The 20188-nt window shown below is 35.6% G+C and carries 16 protein-coding genes and 1 pseudogene; 3 read left to right on the forward strand and 14 right to left on the reverse strand.

Translation table 11 applies throughout. The features are described from left to right. Positions 1-5: 5 nt before the first annotated feature. The 3 genes from purB to FFWV33_RS09395 all read right to left on the reverse strand — a co-directional run bounded on the left by purB (position 6) and on the right by FFWV33_RS09395 (position 3084). The gene (gene purB, locus FFWV33_RS09385) at positions 6-1352 is read right to left on the reverse strand and encodes an adenylosuccinate lyase (protein WP_108740673.1); all 1347 of its coding nucleotides are present in this window, start codon (positions 1350-1352) and stop codon (positions 6-8) included. Positions 1353-1612: 260 nt separating this feature from the next. Beyond that, positions 1613-2251: a hypothetical protein gene (locus FFWV33_RS09390; RefSeq protein ID WP_108740674.1), complete on the reverse strand. Its 639-nt coding sequence runs from the start codon at positions 2249-2251 to the stop codon at positions 1613-1615. A 140-nt stretch (positions 2252-2391) separates the two neighbouring features. Next, a complete protein-coding gene (locus FFWV33_RS09395) occupies positions 2392-3084 on the reverse strand; it encodes an SIR2 family NAD-dependent protein deacylase (protein ID WP_108740675.1) in 693 nt (230 codons plus the stop codon). 205 nt (positions 3085-3289) lie between these two features. On the opposite strand from FFWV33_RS09395, the gene FFWV33_RS09400 reads away from it, so the two are divergent. Then, positions 3290-3952 (forward strand): TrmH family RNA methyltransferase, encoded by a 663-nt coding sequence (locus FFWV33_RS09400; protein WP_108740676.1) that lies wholly within the window; start codon positions 3290-3292, stop codon positions 3950-3952. Between the two features lie 189 nt (positions 3953-4141). Here the strand turns inward: FFWV33_RS09400 and katG are convergent, their stop codons facing one another. From katG to FFWV33_RS09415, 3 genes are all read right to left on the reverse strand, one after another. Further along, the gene (katG, locus tag FFWV33_RS09405) at positions 4142-6397 is read right to left on the reverse strand and encodes a catalase/peroxidase HPI (RefSeq protein WP_108740677.1); all 2256 of its coding nucleotides are present in this window, start codon (positions 6395-6397) and stop codon (positions 4142-4144) included. An 817-nt stretch (positions 6398-7214) separates the two neighbouring features. After that, the gene (locus FFWV33_RS09410) at positions 7215-7589 is read right to left on the reverse strand and encodes a cupin domain-containing protein (RefSeq protein ID WP_108740678.1); all 375 of its coding nucleotides are present in this window, start codon (positions 7587-7589) and stop codon (positions 7215-7217) included. Positions 7590-8024: 435 nt separating this feature from the next. Next, on the reverse strand, positions 8025-8480 hold the full coding sequence (locus tag FFWV33_RS09415; protein ID WP_108740679.1) for a DUF1810 domain-containing protein: 456 nt from the start codon (positions 8478-8480) through the stop codon (positions 8025-8027). A gap of 575 nt (positions 8481-9055) precedes the next feature. On the opposite strand from FFWV33_RS09415, the gene FFWV33_RS09420 reads away from it, so the two are divergent. Then, positions 9056-10024 (forward strand): IS110 family RNA-guided transposase, encoded by a 969-nt coding sequence (locus FFWV33_RS09420; protein WP_108740680.1) that lies wholly within the window; start codon positions 9056-9058, stop codon positions 10022-10024. Positions 10025-10769: 745 nt separating this feature from the next. After that, a pseudogene (locus FFWV33_RS19755) lies at positions 10770-11027 on the forward strand (IS91 family transposase); the annotation flags it as partial. Between the two features lie 243 nt (positions 11028-11270). On the opposite strand, the gene FFWV33_RS09430 reads toward FFWV33_RS19755, so the two are convergent. The 8 genes from FFWV33_RS09430 to FFWV33_RS09465 all read right to left on the reverse strand — a co-directional run bounded on the left by FFWV33_RS09430 (position 11271) and on the right by FFWV33_RS09465 (position 20175). Beyond that, entirely contained in the window at positions 11271-12743 is a 1473-nt protein-coding gene (locus tag FFWV33_RS09430; protein ID WP_108740681.1) for a hypothetical protein, read from the reverse strand. A gap of 154 nt (positions 12744-12897) precedes the next feature. Beyond that, positions 12898-13344, reverse strand: a complete 447-nt coding sequence (locus FFWV33_RS09435; protein WP_159085999.1) for a hypothetical protein — start codon at positions 13342-13344, stop codon at positions 12898-12900. After that, entirely contained in the window at positions 13295-13501 is a 207-nt protein-coding gene (locus FFWV33_RS09440; RefSeq protein WP_108740683.1) for a hypothetical protein, read from the reverse strand. The genes FFWV33_RS09435 and FFWV33_RS09440 overlap by 50 nt, the downstream gene beginning before the upstream one ends. A gap of 524 nt (positions 13502-14025) precedes the next feature. Further along, entirely contained in the window at positions 14026-17373 is a 3348-nt protein-coding gene (secA, locus tag FFWV33_RS09445) for a preprotein translocase subunit SecA (protein WP_108740684.1), read from the reverse strand. An 87-nt stretch (positions 17374-17460) separates the two neighbouring features. Next, entirely contained in the window at positions 17461-17682 is a 222-nt protein-coding gene (locus FFWV33_RS09450; protein ID WP_007138072.1) for a DUF2795 domain-containing protein, read from the reverse strand. 340 nt (positions 17683-18022) lie between these two features. Then, positions 18023-18592 carry a cob(I)yrinic acid a,c-diamide adenosyltransferase gene (locus FFWV33_RS09455; RefSeq protein WP_108740685.1) on the reverse strand — a complete coding sequence of 190 codons (570 nt, stop codon included), beginning with the start codon at positions 18590-18592 and terminating at the stop codon, positions 18023-18025. Positions 18593-18744: 152 nt separating this feature from the next. Further along, positions 18745-19437: an ABC transporter ATP-binding protein gene (locus FFWV33_RS09460; protein WP_108740686.1), complete on the reverse strand. Its 693-nt coding sequence runs from the start codon at positions 19435-19437 to the stop codon at positions 18745-18747. A gap of 108 nt (positions 19438-19545) precedes the next feature. Then, on the reverse strand, positions 19546-20175 hold the full coding sequence (locus tag FFWV33_RS09465) for a carbonic anhydrase (protein ID WP_108740687.1): 630 nt from the start codon (positions 20173-20175) through the stop codon (positions 19546-19548). Between the last annotated feature and the right edge of the window lie 13 nt (positions 20176-20188).

A 20188-nucleotide genomic window follows, 5' to 3' on the forward strand; every position in this document is an offset into this window, starting at 1 on the left:
TTATACTATATTCCTAAAAAGTTACTTGGTGTAATTTGTAGTAATTCGGCTTTTATAGCGTCCGAAACTTCCAAAGTACCAATAAACTCATGGATAGAAGCTTTTGTTATTGCTTCGTTGGTTCTTGTTAATCCTTTTAAAGCCTCATACGGATTTGGGTATGCCTCACGGCGCAAGATAGTCTGAATCGCTTCAGCAACAACCGCCCAGTTTTTTTCTAAATCTTCATGAAATTTAGATTCGTTCAATAACAATTTGTTCAAACCTTTCAAAGTTGCTTCAAACGAAATAATGGTATGTCCCATAGGAACGCCAATATTTCTCAAAACGGTACTGTCTGTTAAATCACGCTGTAAACGAGAGATAGGTAATTTTGCCGAAAGGTGTTCAAAAATTGCATTTGCTATTCCTAAGTTTCCTTCAGAGTTTTCAAAATCTATCGGGTTTACTTTATGTGGCATTGCTGATGATCCAATTTCACCCGCTTTAATTTTTTGTTTGAAATACTCCATTGAAACATACGTCCAAATGTCACGGTCCAAATCAATAACTATATTGTTGATTCTTTTTAAAGCATCAAAAAACGCTGCAAAATGGTCATAATGCTCAATTTGCGTCGTTGGAAACGAGTGGTGCAAACCAAGAGTTTGTTCTACAAACTTGTTTCCAAATTGTTTCCAGTCAATTTGTGGATACGCTACATGGTGTGCATTGTAGTTACCTGTTGCTCCACCAAATTTGGCAGCAAAAGGAACATTAAACAACAAACGCATTTGCTCTTCTAGACGCTCAACAAAAACGGCAATCTCTTTACCCAAGCGAGTAGGCGAAGCTGGTTGTCCGTGTGTACGTGCTAGTAACGGAATGTTTGCCCATTCCATGCTTAATTCTTTCAATTTGGCTACTAATCCAATTAACGAAGGTAAATAAACTTGTTCGAAAGCCTCTTTGGTCGATAACGGAATGGCCGTATTGTTAATATCTTGAGAAGTCAATCCAAAGTGGATGAACTCTTTGTATTCTGATAATCCTAATTTCTCAAACTTATCTTTAATAAAATATTCTACTGCTTTAACATCATGGTTGGTCACTTTTTCAGTATCCTTAATCCATTGTGCATCTGCAGTGGTAAAATTTTTGTAAATGTCACGCAAACTATCAAACAAATTAGCGTTTACGCCTGTTAATTGCGGTAAAGGCTGCTCGCACAACGCAATAAAATATTCGATTTCGATTAAAACACGGTATCTTATTAAGGCCTCCTCAGAGAAAAATGGAGCCAAATTTTGAGTTTTACTTCTATATCTTCCGTCAATCGGCGAAATAGCATTCAATTCGTTTAAAGTCGTCATTTTTGAGTGTTTTTTTGAAAAGCACAAATATACAGAGAAGTTAGAAGTTAAAAGTTAGAAAATAGAAGTTTTTTGATACAAGAAGTGAATTAAAAAGGCATTTTGAGACAAATAGTCAATTGTACCACAAATCATTAAAATTCTCAGAGACATTAGTAGTAGGTTGCTGTTTTTTACTTTCGATAAAAAAAATAGGACTCAGAATTACAGTTAATTCAGAGTCCTATTCTTTATGTAGTCAGCGGTAAAAAAATGTCTACTTAGTTTTTAGCAAGCTGTATGTCGGCATGAACTGCTACTTCGCTCCATGTTTTACTTATCCCATCTTTACCTGTATGCAAGGCTTCACATGCTTTGTTGATCGAAGCTACAGCGCCCAATGCATCCCAATTTTCTAGATTCATCACACCGTCAAAGGCATAATTAGTATCGCTATTCATAGTGTCTTTCAACGGAATATTAGCTGTTTTACCGTTTAAGGTTACGTCAATTGAACATGTATTGTCTGCAGCAACTTTAAATTCACCTGTGATCATATCGGTATCCTTCATCATTCCAAAAAAGAATTTCAAGATTTTTGGATCTCTTGTACCTGACGCATCGTTGGTAAATAAACTACTCACCGGAATACTGAATTTAGTTCCGTTCAATGCTTCAAATGCCGTTTTTCCTTCCTTAGTATCGGTTAAGGAGATGGTTTTAAATTGTCCTCCAACAGCAACCTTATCAGTTGTTTTGTATGCTGTAAAGCCAACTTTGGTCGAATCATTAATTATTGTAAATGTTCCTGTAGTTGCCGTCACTTCTTCGGTTGCTTTTTCTTCTGTTTTTTTAGAATCCTTACATCCTATGGCCGTGATCAAGATCATTCCAACTGCGATAAGTTTTAAATTTTTCATTGCTGTGTATATTATATTGTTTTTCGTAAAATTAGGTATAAATTGTTAGAATTATCTTGATGTCTATTAATAATATGATGTTAAATCTGATAAAACAGAATGTTAACAGTTGTTAATTGTTTTATTTTCGAAAACAAAAATTAGGATATCGCTGTCAGTCTTTCTTTTAAAAATTGAACACCCTCGGAAGCACTCATCGTAATCAATTCTAATTTGTTTCTCAAATTCGGAATCGAGGCTGGCTTTGGATCGATGTAGAAGAGTAGGCAATCTTTTTTGGCAAAATCAATCAATGCAGCTGCGGGATACACCTGCATCGAAGTACCAATAACGACCACATAATCAGCTTGCTCCACAAGATCCATCGCTTGTTCTAGCGCGGGTACTTCCTCACCAAACCACACAATATGAGGACGCAGTTGGTTTCCTTTTACATCCAAATCTCCCAAAACTAAATCGCCTGTCCAATCTTGTATAGCCGTTGCATTTTTTGTAGATCGCACCTTTAATAATTCGCCGTGCAAGTGCAAAACGTTGGTACTTCCTGCTCTTTCATGCAAATCATCTACATTTTGCGTCACAATGTTGATCTCAAAATCATCTTCCATCTCGGCCAACGTTAAGTGACCCAAATTTGGTTGCACTTCCAGCAATTGTCTGCGTCTTTGGTTATAAAAATCCAAAACCAATTCGGTATTCCTGTGCCAACCTTCAGGCGTAGCCACATCCATCACATTATGACCTTCCCACAGGCCATCGCTATCACGAAAGGTTTTGATTCCGCTCTCGGCACTCATTCCCGCACCCGAAAGGATTACTAATTTCTTTTTCATGTTCAATTTATTTGGGCGTGATATCCGGGCTTTCGACTGTATCTTTTTGGGCAAAAAAAGCCCAAAAAGGATGCCGTCTCTATCCCGCACGCAATCCCGATTATCATTTTTAGAGTAGACTTCTAGTCAAGAGCAGGAAGCACTCAATTTTTTACTAGGCATAAAGCTAGTCTTTTTTACTATTTTTGCAGCAAATAAAATAAATATGATTGATTTAAAGTATCTAGAATTTCTTGAAAACATTTTGACCGACAATCGCAAAGAGCGCTTTTTGAAAGTTTTAGAAAATAGAACCAATCATTTTACGATTGCTGTAGAAGATATTTTTCAGATGCACAATACAAGCGCTGTAATGCGTAGTTGCGAAGTTTTTGGAATTCAAGAACTCAACGTAATCGAGGAGCGTTACGGAAAAAGTATCGATAAAGAAATCGCCATGGGTGCGCAAAAATGGGTAGATATTAACACATTCGATTCGGTAACTAGTTGTCTGGATGCAGTAAAAAGTAAAGGCTATCAAATTATTGCTACCACACCACATGATAACGATTGTTTGCTAGAGGATTTTGATATTACCAAACCAAGTGCCTTATTTTTCGGAACCGAACGCGACGGATTATCTGAGGAAATCATGCAAAGAGCCGATGGTTTTTTAAAAATCCCAATGGTCGGGTTTACCGAGAGTTTGAATATCTCAGTATCGGCAGCCATTATCATCCAAAATCTTACAAATAGACTGCGTCAGTCGGATATTGATTGGCATTTGTCTGAAGAAGAAATGTTGGTCAAAAGATTGGCTTGGGCCAAAAGTTCCATCAAAGACATCAAGAGGATAGAAGCGAGATATTTGGAGGAAAATCCCATTTAAGATTTTATTTTCGATCCGAGATTAGCTTCAAATTTCAATACTATTTAAGATTTAGTTATCAAGAACTAGTGATCACCAACTATCATAAAGACTTTTTGTTAAACAAAAAAAAGCTCCATTTACAATCTGTAAATGAAGCTTTTAAAAAAATAGGTGGTATTTTAATTATTTATGTCTTAGGATATATAATTATTTTAAATCAAAACGATCAGCATTCATCACTTTGGTCCATGCTTTAACAAAATCAGCTACAAAGCGTTCTTTGCTATCATCTTGTGCGTATACTTCTGAGTACGAACGTAAGATAGAATTCGATCCGAATACTAAATCCATACGTGTGGCAGTCCATTTTACGACACCAGTTCTACGGTCACAAATATCATAAAGTCCTTTTGAAGTTGGCTTCCAAGTATTTCCCATATCTGTTAGATTCACAAAGAAATCGTTTGTCAAAGCACCAATAGTATTGGTAAATACACCGTGTTTGGTGTTGCCGTAGTTTGTTCCTAACATTCTCATTCCACCAACCAATACGGTCATCTCAGGTGCGGTCAAGCCCATTAATTGTGTACGGTCTAGCATTAATTCTTCTACACTTACCACATAATCTTTTTTGCTGTAGTTACGGTATCCGTCTGCCAAAGGTTCTAATGGTTCAAATGACTCAGCATCTGTCATTTCTGCACTAGCATCACCACGTCCTGGAGAAAAAGGAACTGTTACATCCGATCCTGCAGCTTTTGCAGCTTGTTCAATACCAACATTACCTGCTAATACAATTGTGTCTGCAATACTAATATTAAATTCGGCTGCAATTGGCTCTAGTACAGATAGTACATGTGCCAAACGTTGCGGCTCATTTCCTTCCCAATCTTTTTGAGGCGCTAAACGAATGCGGGCACCGTTTGCTCCACCACGCATGTCAGATCCACGATACGTACGTGCACTGTCCCAAGCAGTATTTACCATCTCCGGAATTGACAATCCCGAAGCTGCAATTTTTGCTTTTACAGCAGCAACATCGTAATCTGCTTTTCCTGCAGGAATTGGGTCTTGCCAAATTAAATCTTCTTCTGGAACTTCAGTACCAAAATAGTTTGCTTTTGGTCCCATATCTCTGTGTGTTAACTTGAACCAAGCACGGGCAAACGTTTCAGAGAAATACTCTTGATCGTTCATAAATTTCAAAGATATCTCTTTGTAAATAGGATCCACTTTCATGGCCATATCTGCATCAGTCATCATTGGGTTGTGGCGTATACTTGGATCTTCTACGTCTACTGGACGGTCTTCTTCTTTAATGCTTACTGGTTCCCATTGCCAAGCTCCAGCAGGGCTTTTGCGTGGTTCCCATTCGTGATTGAATAACATTTCAAAAAAGCCACCATCCCATTTTGTTGGGTGTGTTGTCCAAGCACCTTCTAGTCCACTGGTTACCGTGTAGCGTCCTTTTCCGGTGTTATTAGGGTTCTTCCATCCAAGTCCTTGTTCTTCAACGTCAGCACTTTCTGGATCTGGTCCAAGTACGCTTGCGTCTCCGTTTCCGTGTGTTTTACCTACGGTATGTCCACCTGCAGTAAGTGCCACCGTTTCTTCGTCATTCATCGCCATACGAGCAAATGTTTCACGAATGTGCGCAGCTGTTTTCATAGGATCTTGTTTTCCGTTAACTCCTTCTGGATTCACGTAAATCAATCCCATTTGTACCGCTGCCAATGGGTTTTCCATGGTAGATGGTTTTTCGACATCGCCGTAACGCTCATCACTTGGTGCCAACCATTCTTTTTCAGCTCCCCAGTATGTATCTGTTTCGGGGCTCCAAATGTCTTTACGTCCAAACGCAAATCCAAAGGTTTTCAATCCCATACTTTCATAAGCAATTGTTCCAGCTAAAACTAGCAAATCGGCCCAGCTCACTTTATTTCCGTATTTCTTTTTAATTGGCCATAACAAACGTCTCGCTTTATCTAAGCTTACATTATCAGGCCAAGAATTTAGAGGTGCAAAACGTTGGTTTCCTGCACCACCACCACCACGACCATCAGTGATACGGTATGATCCTGCAGAGTGCCAAGACAAACGAATCATTAATCCTCCATAGTGACCCCAATCTGCTGGCCACCAATCTTGGCTATTTGTCATCAAATCATTCATGTCTTTTTTCAAAGCAGGAATATCCAATTTTTTCAGCTCTTCATGGTAATCAAAATCATGACCTAACGGGTTTGTCTTTGTATCATGTTGGTGCAATATGTCAAGATTGAGGGCGTTGGGCCACCAAGACATCACATTATTACTTGAAGCCGTGTTTCCGCCATGCATTACAGGACATTTTCCTGCTGACGCATCGTGGTTACCTTCAACAATAGTTGGAGCTTCATTTTCTGGAAGTTGTCCGTGATTTACTGGGCATTTCCCTGGTTCTTGATTTTGATGATTTTCCATATATTTTTATTTTATAGTTTGTGTTTTTTCTTTTTTCAAAAGTACCTCAATAATGAGCTTGTTCGAATGGTATTCAATCTTCATATCTTATTCTACCATAGGTAAAAACTATTAAAGTGTAATTTATTATAATGTTTGTATATTGTATATTTTTCGATTTTAAACCTTTCGATCCAAAAGTCTTGTTGGACAGAAAATTATGAACTCCATATTGATGGTAAAGGACTGAATTCTCAAAAGCGCTTTTATATTTGCTGATAAATAATTAGGGAACTGCAGTATTGCTAATTCTAGCTATCTTTTTATTATTCGAAATAATTAAAAAAGAAAATAATAGGTACTCCTATAAAAATAGCTAAAAATAGCATGTGAATGGCGATACAAAATAGATTTAACATTGTTTTAATCTGCTCTATTTTGTTCGAACGTAAAAAGCGCTGGAGAGCCTTTAGAAAATGAGGAAAATAATTGTAAAAGGATAAATCCTAAATAGAGTGGTATAAAAGTATCATTGTGAACGTCTTATTTAACTCGGGAAAGGAATCGCGACACGGAAAATAAATCAAGTTGCATGTCGTTACAAAATGCAGTTATATAAATACTTCAGTCTATTGATCTGAAAGTTATAAAAAATGACCGCGCTCCAATTGACAATTATTCTCGTGTTTAAAAACGATTTGTCAATTGGAGCGCGGTCTATACTTTTTAATTGAAGTACGCTGTCTAGTTAGTTCTATAACGAATAATTATCCGAATAAAATAACGTGATTAATTTATGTTCTAACTAGTGTAAGCTGAAAAGTAGCTAAGTGTTTGATTATTCTTTATCACTAAAATAAGAAACACCACCACCGCTTAAAAAATCTTCTCTTACTGGGCTGAACGTGTCAATAAGCATTCCTTCTTCCAAACAAATAGCGCTATGTAGTAGGTTAGGTTCGATGTACACACCGTCGCCAGCTTCAACAATTTTCTTTACGCCATCAATTTCAAATTCAAATTTACCTGAAACACAATAGGTAGCTTGTGTGTGAAAATGTTGGTGTGGAGCTCCTAGAGCACCAGTTTCAAACTTCACTTGCACCATCATGATTTGGTTATCGTATCCTAAAAATTTTCTAGATACACCACCACCAAGTACTTCCCATTCGATCTCTTTGGTACTGATGAATTTCTCACTAAATCTTTCCATTTTATCTTTATTTGTAGTTAGTAATTATTTGACCAAGATAATTTATTTCTGATAAAAGAGAAGCGTAAATACACGAAAATTTGTGACTTTACTGTTCATTATTGTTTTAAAATGCATTATTCCAAAAAGGTGCGCAACATGAACATCGCGCTATACCAATAGCAATTTCACAGTGTGGCACATAAGAAATACAGAGTTTTGATACTATTTTTTCTTGTGTTGAGCAATATCGCAGAGATTCTCAAAGCAACCACAGCGCCTCACAAAGTATTTCCACAATATTTTCATTCTGAAAGAATCTCAAGGCATTACTTTTCAATATTTTGTTTGTGGCAATTTGTACTTAGTCTATTACTCCGCACAGGTATCCAGAAATGTAGAGACTGTGCCAACTTTTGTGTATAAGTATAAGCGATCGTTTATTCTGGTACTAAATTATGTAGTGGCTTTTAAAATTTCAAGGGTACTTTTGTCAAGTTTACCATCGTAGTATTTTTTAATTGTATCCTCGAAACACAAATAATCACTGTTATTCTCATATTGTTTGTTCGATAATACGACAGTATAAAATAGCGTCATAGAAGAGTGGAATTTTAGAAAATCAGGAAATCCAAATATTTCCTCTGCGGTTTTACTATCAATATCATAAGCTAAAATTCTTGTTAGTTCGAGTAGTCTTTTAGAAAGTACTTCGTCTTGCAAAAAGTGTTCAGCCTCTTCCTTAGTAGTAAGCTCATATTTTTTTGCTGTCCCAGATTTAGCCAACCCTGCTATTTGCGGAAATATAAACCACATCCAATGGCTTACTTTCTTACCGTTTTTCATTTCTTGAAGGACTTGTGAGTAGCAACTATCTTGAGCAGTCTTAAATCTATTTAAATCATATTTCATCTGTCTTGTATTGTCTTTAAAATAGGTTGTAACTTGATTTTATGAAAAAAAACCACCTCTTTTTCACCAAAATATACTTTAAACGGTTTTACTATTGGAAAGCAAAAATGTAAAATACAATATGCAACATATCATAGAAATGCTGCGCAATCAGCTGTTTTTATTCAAATATTAAATATACTATTTTAACTAATGACCCTTTTCCTTCTGTAACTGTTTTTGTCGATTTATATTTGCCTTACTAATTACCGAAGAAATATGAGCATGCATTACCGAAAGAAAAACACAGAGATTTGTAAAGTTCTTTAAACTATATAAGATTTTGAAGAAATGCTACACAATCAAACTCGACAAAGTCATCCTATGTTTGTATAATTATTAAATTAGACAATTAACCAAGAAAAGTAAAATGGGTAAAGAACAAGACTGTTGTTCGTCATTTGTCATTAAGACCGTTCGCAATGTTAGTCACTTTACCCTTCTATTTAAAACTTGAACAGATCATTAGGCCAATTGAGCCTGTATTTAGGATTGATAAGTAACAAGTAGTATGCTTTTCGAATAAAATATTCATTATGTGTAAAATAATAGGAATCGACATTAGTAAAGAAACTTTTGATGTTGGATTTATAAATGATTCCAAATGGTGTCATTTTGTATTTGAGAACACTGAAAAAGGTTTTCGCAAGTTATTAAAAGAAGTAGATTTAACCGACTGGATTGTTATGGAAGCATCGGGACCTTATTATCTTCAGTTAGCATTATTTTTTTACAAGAAGCAAATAAATGTATCTGTTTTAAATCCATTAATAATAAGAAGATATAGTCAAACTAGACTGTATAGAGCTAAAACAGATAAGAAAGATGCTCAAACAATCGCAGAGTATGGAGCTCAATATGATTTAAAAAAATGGAAACCTGAAACAAAAAGTATCATTGAAATCAAACAGCTTTATACTGCTTTGGAACTAATTCAAAAGGAGATAAATCAAAGTAAACGGCAATTAGAAGCATTTACCTCGGCAGGGGTACTATCTAAAGACTTGGCTACTACTTTAAAATCAATAATTAAATTTTTAAAAGCTAAAAGCACCAAGTTAGAACAACAAATAGAAGTCAAAGCAGAGCAATTTTACAAATCAACTTTAGAACGTTTAAAGAGTATTCCTGGTATAGGAACTAAGACAGCAATCATGTTAACAGTCATAACAAATGATTTTGAAAAATTTGAAAACCACAAACAGCTCATTGCTTATGTAGGTTTTAGCCCAAGGCTCTATCAGTCAGGTACAAGTGTAAGAGGGAAAGGGCATATTTGTAAAATGGGAAAGTCTCAAATAAGAAAATTAATGTACCTGTGTAGTTGGTCTGCGAAAAGATGTAATCCTGATTGTGTCAAAATGTATAATCGACTTAATGAAAAAGGAAAACCAGAGCGGGTTATAAAAATAGCTTTGGCTAATAAATTATTAAAACAGGCTTTTTCAATAGTAAAAAACCAAACATATTATTCTGAAAAATTTATAGATAAAGCTTGTTTTTAAACACAGATCATTGCGACGAAGGAAGCAATCACGTTTGCTAGATTCCGATCTGTTTTTACATAAAGTTTCTTCTTGATTTTCTTTGTATGCAAAGGTTTGTCGCATTGCCGGGTTGCGTGAAGTAGTGTCTATAAATTTTCCGGTCGATTTTACTTGCTTGTCTTTTCGCAAAGTATTTCCCCAATCTTGTCATTCTGAAAGAATCTAAGACAAAGATTGGAATGATTTTTTTTGATTATTTCAGTTCGCTTTTCTTTGTGAGCACGAGCGGTACGCTTGCTTCAGTGTAGGAAAACGAAGCAATCACGCAACGTATTTTCACAATATTGTCATTCTGAAAGAATCTCAGACAAAGAATGGAATGATTTTTTTTGACTATTTCAGTTCGCTTTTCTTTGTGCACACAAGCGGGACGCTTGCGCCAGCGTAGGAGACGAAGCAATCACGCAAAGTATTTCCACAATATTGTCATTCTGAAAGAATCTCAGACAAAGAATGGAATGATTTTTTTTGATTATTTCAGTTCGCTTTTCTTTGTGCACACATGCGGGACGCTTACACCAGCGTAGGAAAACGAAGCAATCACGCAAAATATTTCCACAATATTGTCATTTTGAAAGTATCTCAAGTAACGATTTTCTAAATTTTGTTTATAGGTATCTGCATTTACTCTCTTTGTAGTCACAGGTATCCCGAAGCGTCGGGACTGCGCTAACTTTTGTCTATAAGTCCGAGCGATCGGGGTTTTGTGAAAATACGACATTACGGTTTTTTGAGTAGCATCCCGAAAAATCGGGACAGGATATGGAAACGAGAGAAACTAAAGATTTTACAAGAAAAATTAAAAGTTAAACCTCAAATAAAAGTAGCCATGGAATCTAAAATCAGAAAGTTTCAATGCTGTAAAACGGGCAATTTGCACACTATAATGATTTTCGACCAGCGAGGTCCGCCTGCTTGGTATCTTGGCGGTAGCCACAAATCACCTGCCTGCAAAAACTAGTTTTTGGGTAGGGCACGTATGTGATGATGTGAAGGAAAACACAATAAAACCAGCCTAATTTAAGGCTCAAAAAAAAAGAGGACTTTTTGCCCTCCTAAATCACCTAAACTTGTTTATCGATATCCCCATAGTGGCGGAAGTAGAGCGGTGAGCCTGTCCTGAGCGATAGCCGAAGGGTTCATCCGCGGTTTCATTGTTGGCTTTTCAAGCCCAACGAAACCTTAGCTGTTAGCACCAGTATTTTTATGGATTCATATTTATAAATAAATGATAGACTTCAATATTTTTTAAACTTCGGTAATGTTTCATTTTTGCTATTTTTAGATTAGCAAAATCATTAAATCCAATGTTTTTCTCAAGGTCTAAATGCTGGTATTTTCCGAAGTCTATTTGTACAATATAGTTCAAATATTTCTCCCACGTATCCTCAAAATTTTTAGTTTCACAATATGTTATGATAAAAAGAGGGCTTATTCCAATTGGTTCATTTCTGAAAATTTTCACCAAATGTTCTTTGATTATTTTATCGGAAGTCTCGTCTTTTGGGATTGATTTTATTCTTAAACATTCAATTGCTGATATATGATTACCAAGTTCATTCTCAATTATTAAATCTCTGAATGCAATACCTGAAGTGTTAGATTCAATAATTGGGTCAGTGGTACCACCCATTGACTGATCTTTTATTGTCCATTGTCTATTGTTAATTCTATGTTTTAAAAAATCGCGTAATATTATATTATACTTATTTTCACTTTTTGATTTTTTGTATTCAAAAATATTGTCTAAAAAAGTTGTACAAACACTTATTACTGATGTAAGTAAAAACTCTTTTTCCTCGTTATTTAGTTTTTCTTTCTTTTCATTTAGCCATTCATAAATCAATTGTTCGTAAAGTTTATGATTAGTTCGAGTAAAATTTTCTAATTGTGGTAAAATTCTAAATTCAATATGATTAACAAAAATTACTTTGTCTTTCTTGAAACTATTGTAATGAAAATCCAAATATGATTTTATATCTCCTCTGGGTTTTATTCTGTAAATTTCCCACGTAAATTCAGTATGATATCGACTCATTAAATGTGTAATATTTCCAAAATCTTCTGAAACATATTCTGAATCTTTATTTCTGTCTAACTCATCATTCCAATCAGATTTTAAGTCTTTTATTTGAAATTTTCTTAACTTTATTTTCGAGTGTCTTTGTACATTGTAATAGCCTGGAATATCATCAGATTCAATGAATTTTTCATCAATTTCTTCGAGTTCATCTAAAATCGAGTAATGTGGTGATTTTTCATCGATTGGTTCAATTGCGACCATTATTGATAGAAATTTTTCGGCTTCTTCATAAATACCTGTTAGAAAACCAATTCTTTCAAAATCAATATCTTTAGTTTCAGCAAACATAGTTGCTTCGTGTCTAATCATTAAATGTTCCACTTCATTTACGGAATCATCTTTAATTTTATAAAACCAATTAATTAATTCATCTTTTGAAAAGGTGATTTTTCTAACTTCGTCAAGCATTTTTCGAAGTTCAATTTTCCCTTTTTTTTGATTTTCATATACTCTATTAAAATATATCTCTCTGTCCATTAAATTTATGTGTCTTAATGGAAAAATATTGGTAATTGAAAATTCAGATTTTTTTTCCAACAAAGAAATTTCTGTAGTCTTTTTTAAATATATTTTCTTTTGTCGTGAATTTTCCATTTTTGGGAGTATTGTTGCTAACGGTTGTGTATATGAAAAGTAGCAGAATAAATTAGCTTTAATTTTCCGCTTAAAAATAAATATAGCAGATAAGCACAAATTTTGTGGTTTGCACTTAACTGCTATTTTTTATATACCGTGTTAGCAAAAGTGTTTAGTTACAATTCTCTGCTTGTTCAAAATCGGCTTCTGTAAAGCGAAAAGTAAACTCATAGTATCTTTCTGATATTTTTTTAAATTCATAATTTTGAATACCACTGGGACCTTCTCCACGCCCCGCTTTTGTACCTGGATTTAAAAAATCACATTTTATGTCGTCATATTTTATCACAGTTCCATCTCCGAATGGATAAGGAGGCACATAACTATTATGATCAGTAGTTTTACTACCCTCACCTTCAAAGGATATTTTTAAGGAACTGTTTGGGTTGATTTTTGCTGATGATATAAGTTCAATAACATAGTTTGTATCATTAAAGTAAATAAAATCTGCTTTAACTATATATTCACTATCCTCTGTACACGCAATATTTATTGTTAGAATAAAAATACTAAATACTCCAAAAAATAAATAACGCATCCAAATTGTTTTCTGTTTCATTTTCATATTTGTTTTTTATATTATCTCTCCAATCGTTCCACTTTTTCTGTCCAATTAGCGCATCTTCAATTTGTCTTATTGTATAGCCGTCTACATTGTCATTAAATAATCCAAAATTTGGATTGGAAGTAAAATCAATATAATTAGGGTCAATCATATCAACAACTACTTGAGTGTATTTTTTTCATAATTGTTTGATTAATGGTTGAAAATTATTGGTAAATGTAATTCTAAGTTTGTTAAAATAACGTTAAGCTAGTTTTACCTTTTTGCTAACTAGAATATATGTTTGACAAAATCACACAAAGCCAACCAAATATGGATAGATATGTATGACAAGCATCATATTTTATTTATTATCAAATATAAAATTTTATTTAAGAATTACCTTATTCTAAGAGCTTCTTTTCAAAAGTAATTCCTTTTTATGATTTGACCTTACGGTAAGCCGTAATTACATAAAATAAATATTATAGCCTAGCCCCGATAGTCCCGAAGTTTCGGGAGAAATCCTCTTGTATTGCGATAGCAAATACAAGAGATTGCAACGTCCCGAAGCGTCGGGAGCGGGAGCAGAAGTTATTATGAAAACCAATCCGACTGCTCCAAAAAAAGCTAAAAAAAAAATAATCCCCAACTACTTTCGTAATTGGGGATTTAGCATTCTTTAAAAGAGAAGTATTATTTAACAACAACCCATTGGCCTGTTGCAACTAAAGTTTCTGCTTTTTTATATTTCATCTCTTGCGTTTGTCCACTAGCTACATTTTGAATAGTAACGGTGTCATTGCGGTTGATTTTTGGCATATCACGAGTGATCGTTTCCGTCACTTGACGTTGCTGTGTATCGCCTGCTTCACGGTTGGCAGCTTCGCTAGAAACGATTTCGTCTTTTTGAATGGTTAAATTCTCTTTTGGACGAGGTAATTCTCTTGCTTCATGAATGATCTCTGGAGCCGATTGTTGAGGTAAATCTCCTTTGAAAAGGAAAGAAATCACTTCTTTGTTGATTCCGTTAAGCATTCCGGTGAACAAGTTAAAAGCTTCGAATTTGTAAATAAGCAAAGGATCTTTTTGCTCATGCACTGCCAATTGAACTGATTGTTTCAATTCGTCCATTTTGCGTAAATGCTTTTTCCAAGCTTCATCAACAATGGCTAGTGTAATATTTTTTTCGAAGTCAGCGATTAACTGTTTTCCTTGAGATTCGTATGCTTTTTTAAGATCGGTTACAACGTTCAATGATTTTACACCATCTGTAAACGGAACCACAATACGTTCGTATTGGTTGCTTTGATCTTCATAAACTCCTGCAATGATAGGGAAAGCTTCTCTAGCACTACGTTCTGTTTTTTCGGCGTAGTATTTCAACGCTTCTTTGTATAATTTTCCAGTGATTTCAATGTCTGTAAGTTTTCCGAAATCTGCTTCGCTCACAGGTGAGGTGATAGAGAAATAACGAATAACATCAAATTCAAAAGCTTTGTAATCATTTAATCCTTTGCTAGACTGCACTACAACTTCGCAAGTGTCATACAACATGTTTGCGATGTCTAGTTTTAAACGTTCTCCAAACAAAGCGTGACGACGACGTTTGTATACTACTTCACGTTGTGCATTCATTACATCATCATACTCTAATAAACGTTTACGTACACCAAAGTTGTTTTCTTCGACTTTCTTTTGAGCACGCTCAATAGATTTGGTCATCATAGAGTGCTGAATTACTTCGCCTTCTTCAAGTCCCATTCTGTCCATTACTTTGGCAACTCTTTCTGATCCAAACAAACGCATTAGGTTGTCTTCTAGCGAAACGTAGAATTGTGAGCTACCCACATCTCCTTGACGTCCTGCACGACCACGCAACTGGCGGTCAACACGACGTGAATCGTGACGTTCTGTACCTACGATTGCCAATCCACCTGCGGCTTTCACTTCTGCAGATAATTTAATATCTGTTCCACGACCCGCCATGTTGGTTGCAATAGTCACTACTCCAGGTTTACCTGCTTCTTCAACGATTTGTGCCTCTTGCTTGTGCATTTTGGCATTCAATACATTATGAGGTACTCCTCTCATTTTAAGCATACGGCTTAATAATTCGGAGATTTCTACAGAGGTTGTACCAATAAGTACCGGACGACCTGCTTTTGATAATTCGGTTACATCTTCAATAACAGCGTTGAATTTTTCACGTGTTGTTTTGTAGATGAAGTCTTCTTTGTCTTGACGAGCGATTGGTCTGTTGGTCGGAATTTCGACTACGTCCAATTTATAGATTTCCCAAAGCTCTCCAGCCTCAGTTACCGCTGTTCCAGTCATACCACCTAATTTGTTGTACATTCTGAAATAGTTTTGCAAAGTTACCGTTGCAAAGGTTTGAGTAGCGGCCTCGATTTTTACATTTTCTTTGGCTTCAATCGCTTGGTGCAATCCGTCAGAATAACGACGACCGTCCATGATACGACCTGTTTGCTCATCGACAATCATAATTTTGTTGTCCATGATTACGTACTCAACATCTTTTTCGAATAATGAATACGCTTTTAGCAATTGTGTTAACGTATGGATACGCTCACTTTTGATACTGAAATCTTGGAACAAACGTTCTTTTTCTTCTGCTTCAGCGTCTTTGTCCAAGTTTTTCTTTTCGATAGCTGCGATTTCTGTCCCAATATCTGGAAGTACAAAGAAATCGGCATCAGTATCACCAGACAGGTATTTGATACCGTTGTCTGTCAATTCTACTTGATTGTTTTTTTCTTCGATAACAAAGTACAAAGCTTCGTCAATTTTATGCATTTCACGGTTGTTGTCCTGCATATAACTGTTTTCCGTTTTTTGAAGCAATTGCTTGATTCCTTCTTCACTTAAGAATTTGATCAAGGCTTTGTTTCTAGGTAAACTTCTATAAGCTCTCAAAAGCAAGATACCACCTTCTTTGGTGTTACCTTCTTTGATTAATTTTTTGGCCTCAGACAAAAATCCGTTTGCTAGCTGACGTTGCATGCTAACAAGGTTTTCGATTTTTGGTTTCAACTCATTAAATTCATGACGGTCTCCTTGTGGTACTGGTCCAGAAATAATCAATGGCGTTCTAGCATCATCAATCAAAACCGAATCGACCTCATCGACAATAGCAAAATTGTGTTTGCGTTGTACTAAATCGTCAGGTGAATGCGTCATATTATCTCTCAGGTAGTCAAAACCAAATTCGTTATTGGTACCATAAGTAATGTCTGCGTTGTAGGCTGCTTTTCTTCCTTCAGAGCTTGGTTGGTGATTGTCAATACAATCTACGGTCATACCATGAAATTCGAACAATGGTGCTTTCCAAGTACTATCACGTTTTGCCAAGTAATCATTCACGGTTACCAAGTGTACTCCGTTTCCAGTCAAGGCATTCAAGTACATTGGTAGTGTTGCAACCAATGTTTTTCCTTCTCCCGTTTGCATTTCGGCCACTTTACCTTGGTGCAATACCATACCACCAATCAACTGAACGTCGTAGTGAATCATATCCCAGGTAATAGCTTTACCAGCAGCATTCCATTGGTTTTGCCAAACAGATTTATCTCCTTCAATAGATACGTAAGGTTTCAAGGCAGAGAAAACTCTATCTTGCTCTGTAGCCGTAACTGAAATTTGAGAATTGTCTTTGAAACGTCTAGCAGTTTCTTTTACTACTGCAAAAGCTTCTGGAAGAATTTCTAGCAATGTTTTTTCAGAGATTTCGTAAGCTTCTTTTTCAAGGGCATCGATTTTTTCGTAAAGATCTTCTCTTTGGTCAATGTCTTCAGTAGCTTCTACTTCTTCTTTAAGCGTGCTTATTTTAGAATCAATAGCAGTACGTCCTTCTTTGATTTGATTTTTGAAATAGTACGTTCTCGCTCTAAGGTCATCATGTGACAAAGTGATCAAAGTTTCCTCAAAGGACTTGATCTTCTTTAGGTAAGGCTGTAATGCCTTAACATCTTTCTCGGATTTGTCTCCGACAAAAGCTTTTAAAATGCTGTTTATGAAACTCATAATGGTTTATGTTTCTAAATTATTTTTTATTTTTATGTTGAAACAAAAAAAAAGCCTCAGATTGAGACTTTTTCTTTGCTTTATTTTCTAATATTCGTCCTCATTCCAAAGATAATCTTCGTCAGTTGGATAATCTGGCCAAATTTCTTCCATTGATTCATATATCTCGCCTTCGTCTTCAATAGACTGAAGGTTTTCTACTACTTCTAATGGTGCACCAGCACGTATAGCGTAGTCAATAAGTTCGTCTTTGTTAGCAGGCCACGGTGCATCACTTAAATAGGATGCTAATTCTAATGTCCAATACATCTTTTTATCGATTTAGTTTTTGCAAAAATAAATTTTTTACTCAAAAAAACAAGTAAAAAAAGTTTTTTTTATAATAAAATTAAGAACGTGGTTTTTAGTGGACGGTTTTCAGTGTCAGTTTTCAGTTTTAAAAGCGATATGTTCCCTATCCCAAACGTGATTATATTCTTTAAATATTTAATACTAAATACTGTATCTGAATATTTTAAATCGTTAATAACCGAAACCTGAATACTGCAACTGAATACTTTTTTTATGTTCAATCACTGAAACCCGAATACTGCAACTGAATACTTAACATATGTTCAATCACTAAAACCTGAATACTGCGACTGCATACTTACTTCCTCGGTATCCACTTCACTTCCTCCGCTTGTAAGTCAAAAGTCAACTTTCGTGCCAAGACAAAAAGGTAGTCAGAAAGTCGGTTTAGGTACTGAATCGTCAGTTCTTCAATAGGTTCCTCGTGGTTTAAGTGCACTGCAAGGCGCTCAGCTCTACGGCATACGCAACGCGCTATATGACAATATGACACAGTTGTATGTCCGCCTGGGAGCACAAAATGCGTCATAGGAGGGAGGGCTAGCTCCATAGAATCGATTTCATTTTCCAAAAATTCTAAGTCAGAAGCTATGATTCCTAACTTTTTCAAGCGCAATTCTCCGTTCTTCAAAACTTCTTTTTCGGGAGGAGTAGCCAAAATAGCGCCTACGGTAAACAAGCGATCCTGAATTTCGATTAGTACATTTTTATAGTGCACATCCATTTCTTGATCACGAATTAAACCGATATAAGAGTTCAATTCGTCAACAGTTCCATAACTATCGATGCGTATATGATCTTTTGAGACTCTAGTACCTCCAAAAAGTGCGGTGGTTCCTTTGTCTCCTGTTTTTGTGTATATTTTCATTTTTTAAATATTTCGGATTTTTGATGTAGGAATTAGGATTTTGAATAAGATTATAAATATGTCTTACCTACTTCAACTTCCGCCGCTAACTTTTAACTCATAATTCATAACTCATAATTCACAACTCATAACTCATAATTCATAACTCATTGCTAAGAACCTTTAGTAGTATCACTTTCAATCATACCATCTCTCAATCGGATTATTCTATTTGCGTAAGCGGCAATTTCTTCTTCGTGTGTAACGAGGATTACGGTATTTCCGTTTGAATGTATTTCGTTAAAAAGCATCATAATTTCGATAGATGTTTTACTATCTAAATTCCCGGTAGGTTCATCGGCCAAAATGATGGAAGGTTTGTTAACTAGAGCTCGTGCAACTGCAACACGCTGGCGTTGTCCACCAGATAGTTGGTTGGGTTGGTGATCCATACGGTCCGCAAGTCCAACTTGGGTAAGTACTTCTGCAGCACGTGCTCGTCGTTCGTGCTTGGTGAAGCCAGCATAAATCATCGGTAAAGCCACATTGTCCATGGCATTCATTCGAGGCAATAGATTAAAAGTTTGAAATACAAAACCAATTTCTTTGTTTCGAATGCCGGCCAACTCATCATCTTTCATCTTACTAACATCCTTATTGTTTAAGACATAAGTACCCGATGTAGGCGTGTCCAAACAACCTAAAAGGTTCATTAATGTCGATTTACCAGAACCAGATGGTCCCATTAAAGCCACATATTCTCCTTTTTTTATTTCTAAATCAATGCCTTTGAGAACATAAACAATCTCTTCTCCTAAAGCAAAGTTACGTTTGATGTTGTTAATTTTAATTAATGGGTTGTCCATTGCCGTTTTGTATTGATGAATTATATTTTCTAGTTTTTAAAAGTACAAAACACTTTTGACTTGACCGTATTTTGGTTCAAAATACCGCTAAGTCGTTTTGGTTTGCCTCTAATCGGTGATTTTATAAATCGACATGATGTTTTTCAATGTGGCATCAAAATCGATTTTAAGATCAATTAATTCCCCTGAGTGAATGTCAAATATCCATCCGTACACTTTCAAGTTTCGTTCACGGTTTGCCTTTTGCACCTCGGCTGTTTTAATGACATTCATGCATTGTTCTTGTACATTCAACTCGATCAATCGCTTGTATTTCTCTTCTTCATCTGTTAAGGCATCGAGTTCTTTACGGTGAATGCGATAAACGTCTCTAATATTTCGCAACCACGGATTTAAAATTCCCAAATCAGATTGCTGCATGGCTGCGTGTACACCGCCACAACCGTAATGGCCGCATACCACGATATGGTTTACCTTAAGATGCATCACGGCATAATTGATTACCGACATAGAATTAAGATCGGTATTCGGAACCATATTAGCGATATTTCGGTGCACAAAAACATCTCCGGGTTGTAATCCCATTAATTCTTCGGCAGAAACACGACTGTCTGAACAACCGATGTATAAAAATTCAGGCGATTGCCCTTTTCCTAATTCGTCAAAATAATTTTCATTGGTTTGCAATTGTTTGGCAATCCATTTTTTATTGTTTTCGAAAATTTGTTCGATGTCCATAATTGCGATTTTA

This window comes from Flavobacterium faecale (genome assembly GCF_003076455.1).
Lineage (GTDB): Bacteria > Bacteroidota > Bacteroidia > Flavobacteriales > Flavobacteriaceae > Flavobacterium > Flavobacterium faecale.

Excerpts from the sequence above, each read along its gene's own strand:
- secA (WP_108740684.1), bottom strand. The coding sequence starts at position 17,373 with ATGAGTTTCATAAACAGCATTTTAAAAGCTTTTGTCGGAGACAAATCC.
- FFWV33_RS09450 (WP_007138072.1), bottom strand. The coding sequence starts at position 17,682 with ATGTATTGGACATTAGAATTAGCATCCTATTTAAGTGATGCACCGTGG.
- FFWV33_RS09395 (WP_108740675.1), bottom strand. The coding sequence starts at position 3,084 with ATGAAAAAGAAATTAGTAATCCTTTCGGGTGCGGGAATGAGTGCCGAG.
- FFWV33_RS09440 (WP_108740683.1), bottom strand. The coding sequence starts at position 13,501 with ATGATTGACCCTAATTATATTGATTTTACTTCCAATCCAAATTTTGGA.
- purB (WP_108740673.1), bottom strand. The coding sequence starts at position 1,352 with ATGACGACTTTAAACGAATTGAATGCTATTTCGCCGATTGACGGAAGA.
- FFWV33_RS09410 (WP_108740678.1), bottom strand. The coding sequence starts at position 7,589 with ATGGAAAGATTTAGTGAGAAATTCATCAGTACCAAAGAGATCGAATGG.
- FFWV33_RS09435 (WP_159085999.1), bottom strand. The coding sequence starts at position 13,344 with ATGAAACAGAAAACAATTTGGATGCGTTATTTATTTTTTGGAGTATTT.
- FFWV33_RS09455 (WP_108740685.1), bottom strand. The coding sequence starts at position 18,592 with ATGAAAATATACACAAAAACAGGAGACAAAGGAACCACCGCACTTTTT.
- FFWV33_RS09420 (WP_108740680.1), top strand. The coding sequence starts at position 9,056 with ATGTGTAAAATAATAGGAATCGACATTAGTAAAGAAACTTTTGATGTT.
- FFWV33_RS09400 (WP_108740676.1), top strand. The coding sequence starts at position 3,290 with ATGATTGATTTAAAGTATCTAGAATTTCTTGAAAACATTTTGACCGAC.
- FFWV33_RS09430 (WP_108740681.1), bottom strand. The coding sequence starts at position 12,743 with ATGGAAAATTCACGACAAAAGAAAATATATTTAAAAAAGACTACAGAA.
- FFWV33_RS09415 (WP_108740679.1), bottom strand. The coding sequence starts at position 8,480 with ATGAAATATGATTTAAATAGATTTAAGACTGCTCAAGATAGTTGCTAC.
- FFWV33_RS09465 (WP_108740687.1), bottom strand. The coding sequence starts at position 20,175 with ATGGACATCGAACAAATTTTCGAAAACAATAAAAAATGGATTGCCAAA.
- FFWV33_RS09390 (WP_108740674.1), bottom strand. The coding sequence starts at position 2,251 with ATGAAAAATTTAAAACTTATCGCAGTTGGAATGATCTTGATCACGGCC.
- FFWV33_RS09460 (WP_108740686.1), bottom strand. The coding sequence starts at position 19,437 with ATGGACAACCCATTAATTAAAATTAACAACATCAAACGTAACTTTGCT.
- katG (WP_108740677.1), bottom strand. The coding sequence starts at position 6,397 with ATGGAAAATCATCAAAATCAAGAACCAGGGAAATGCCCAGTAAATCAC.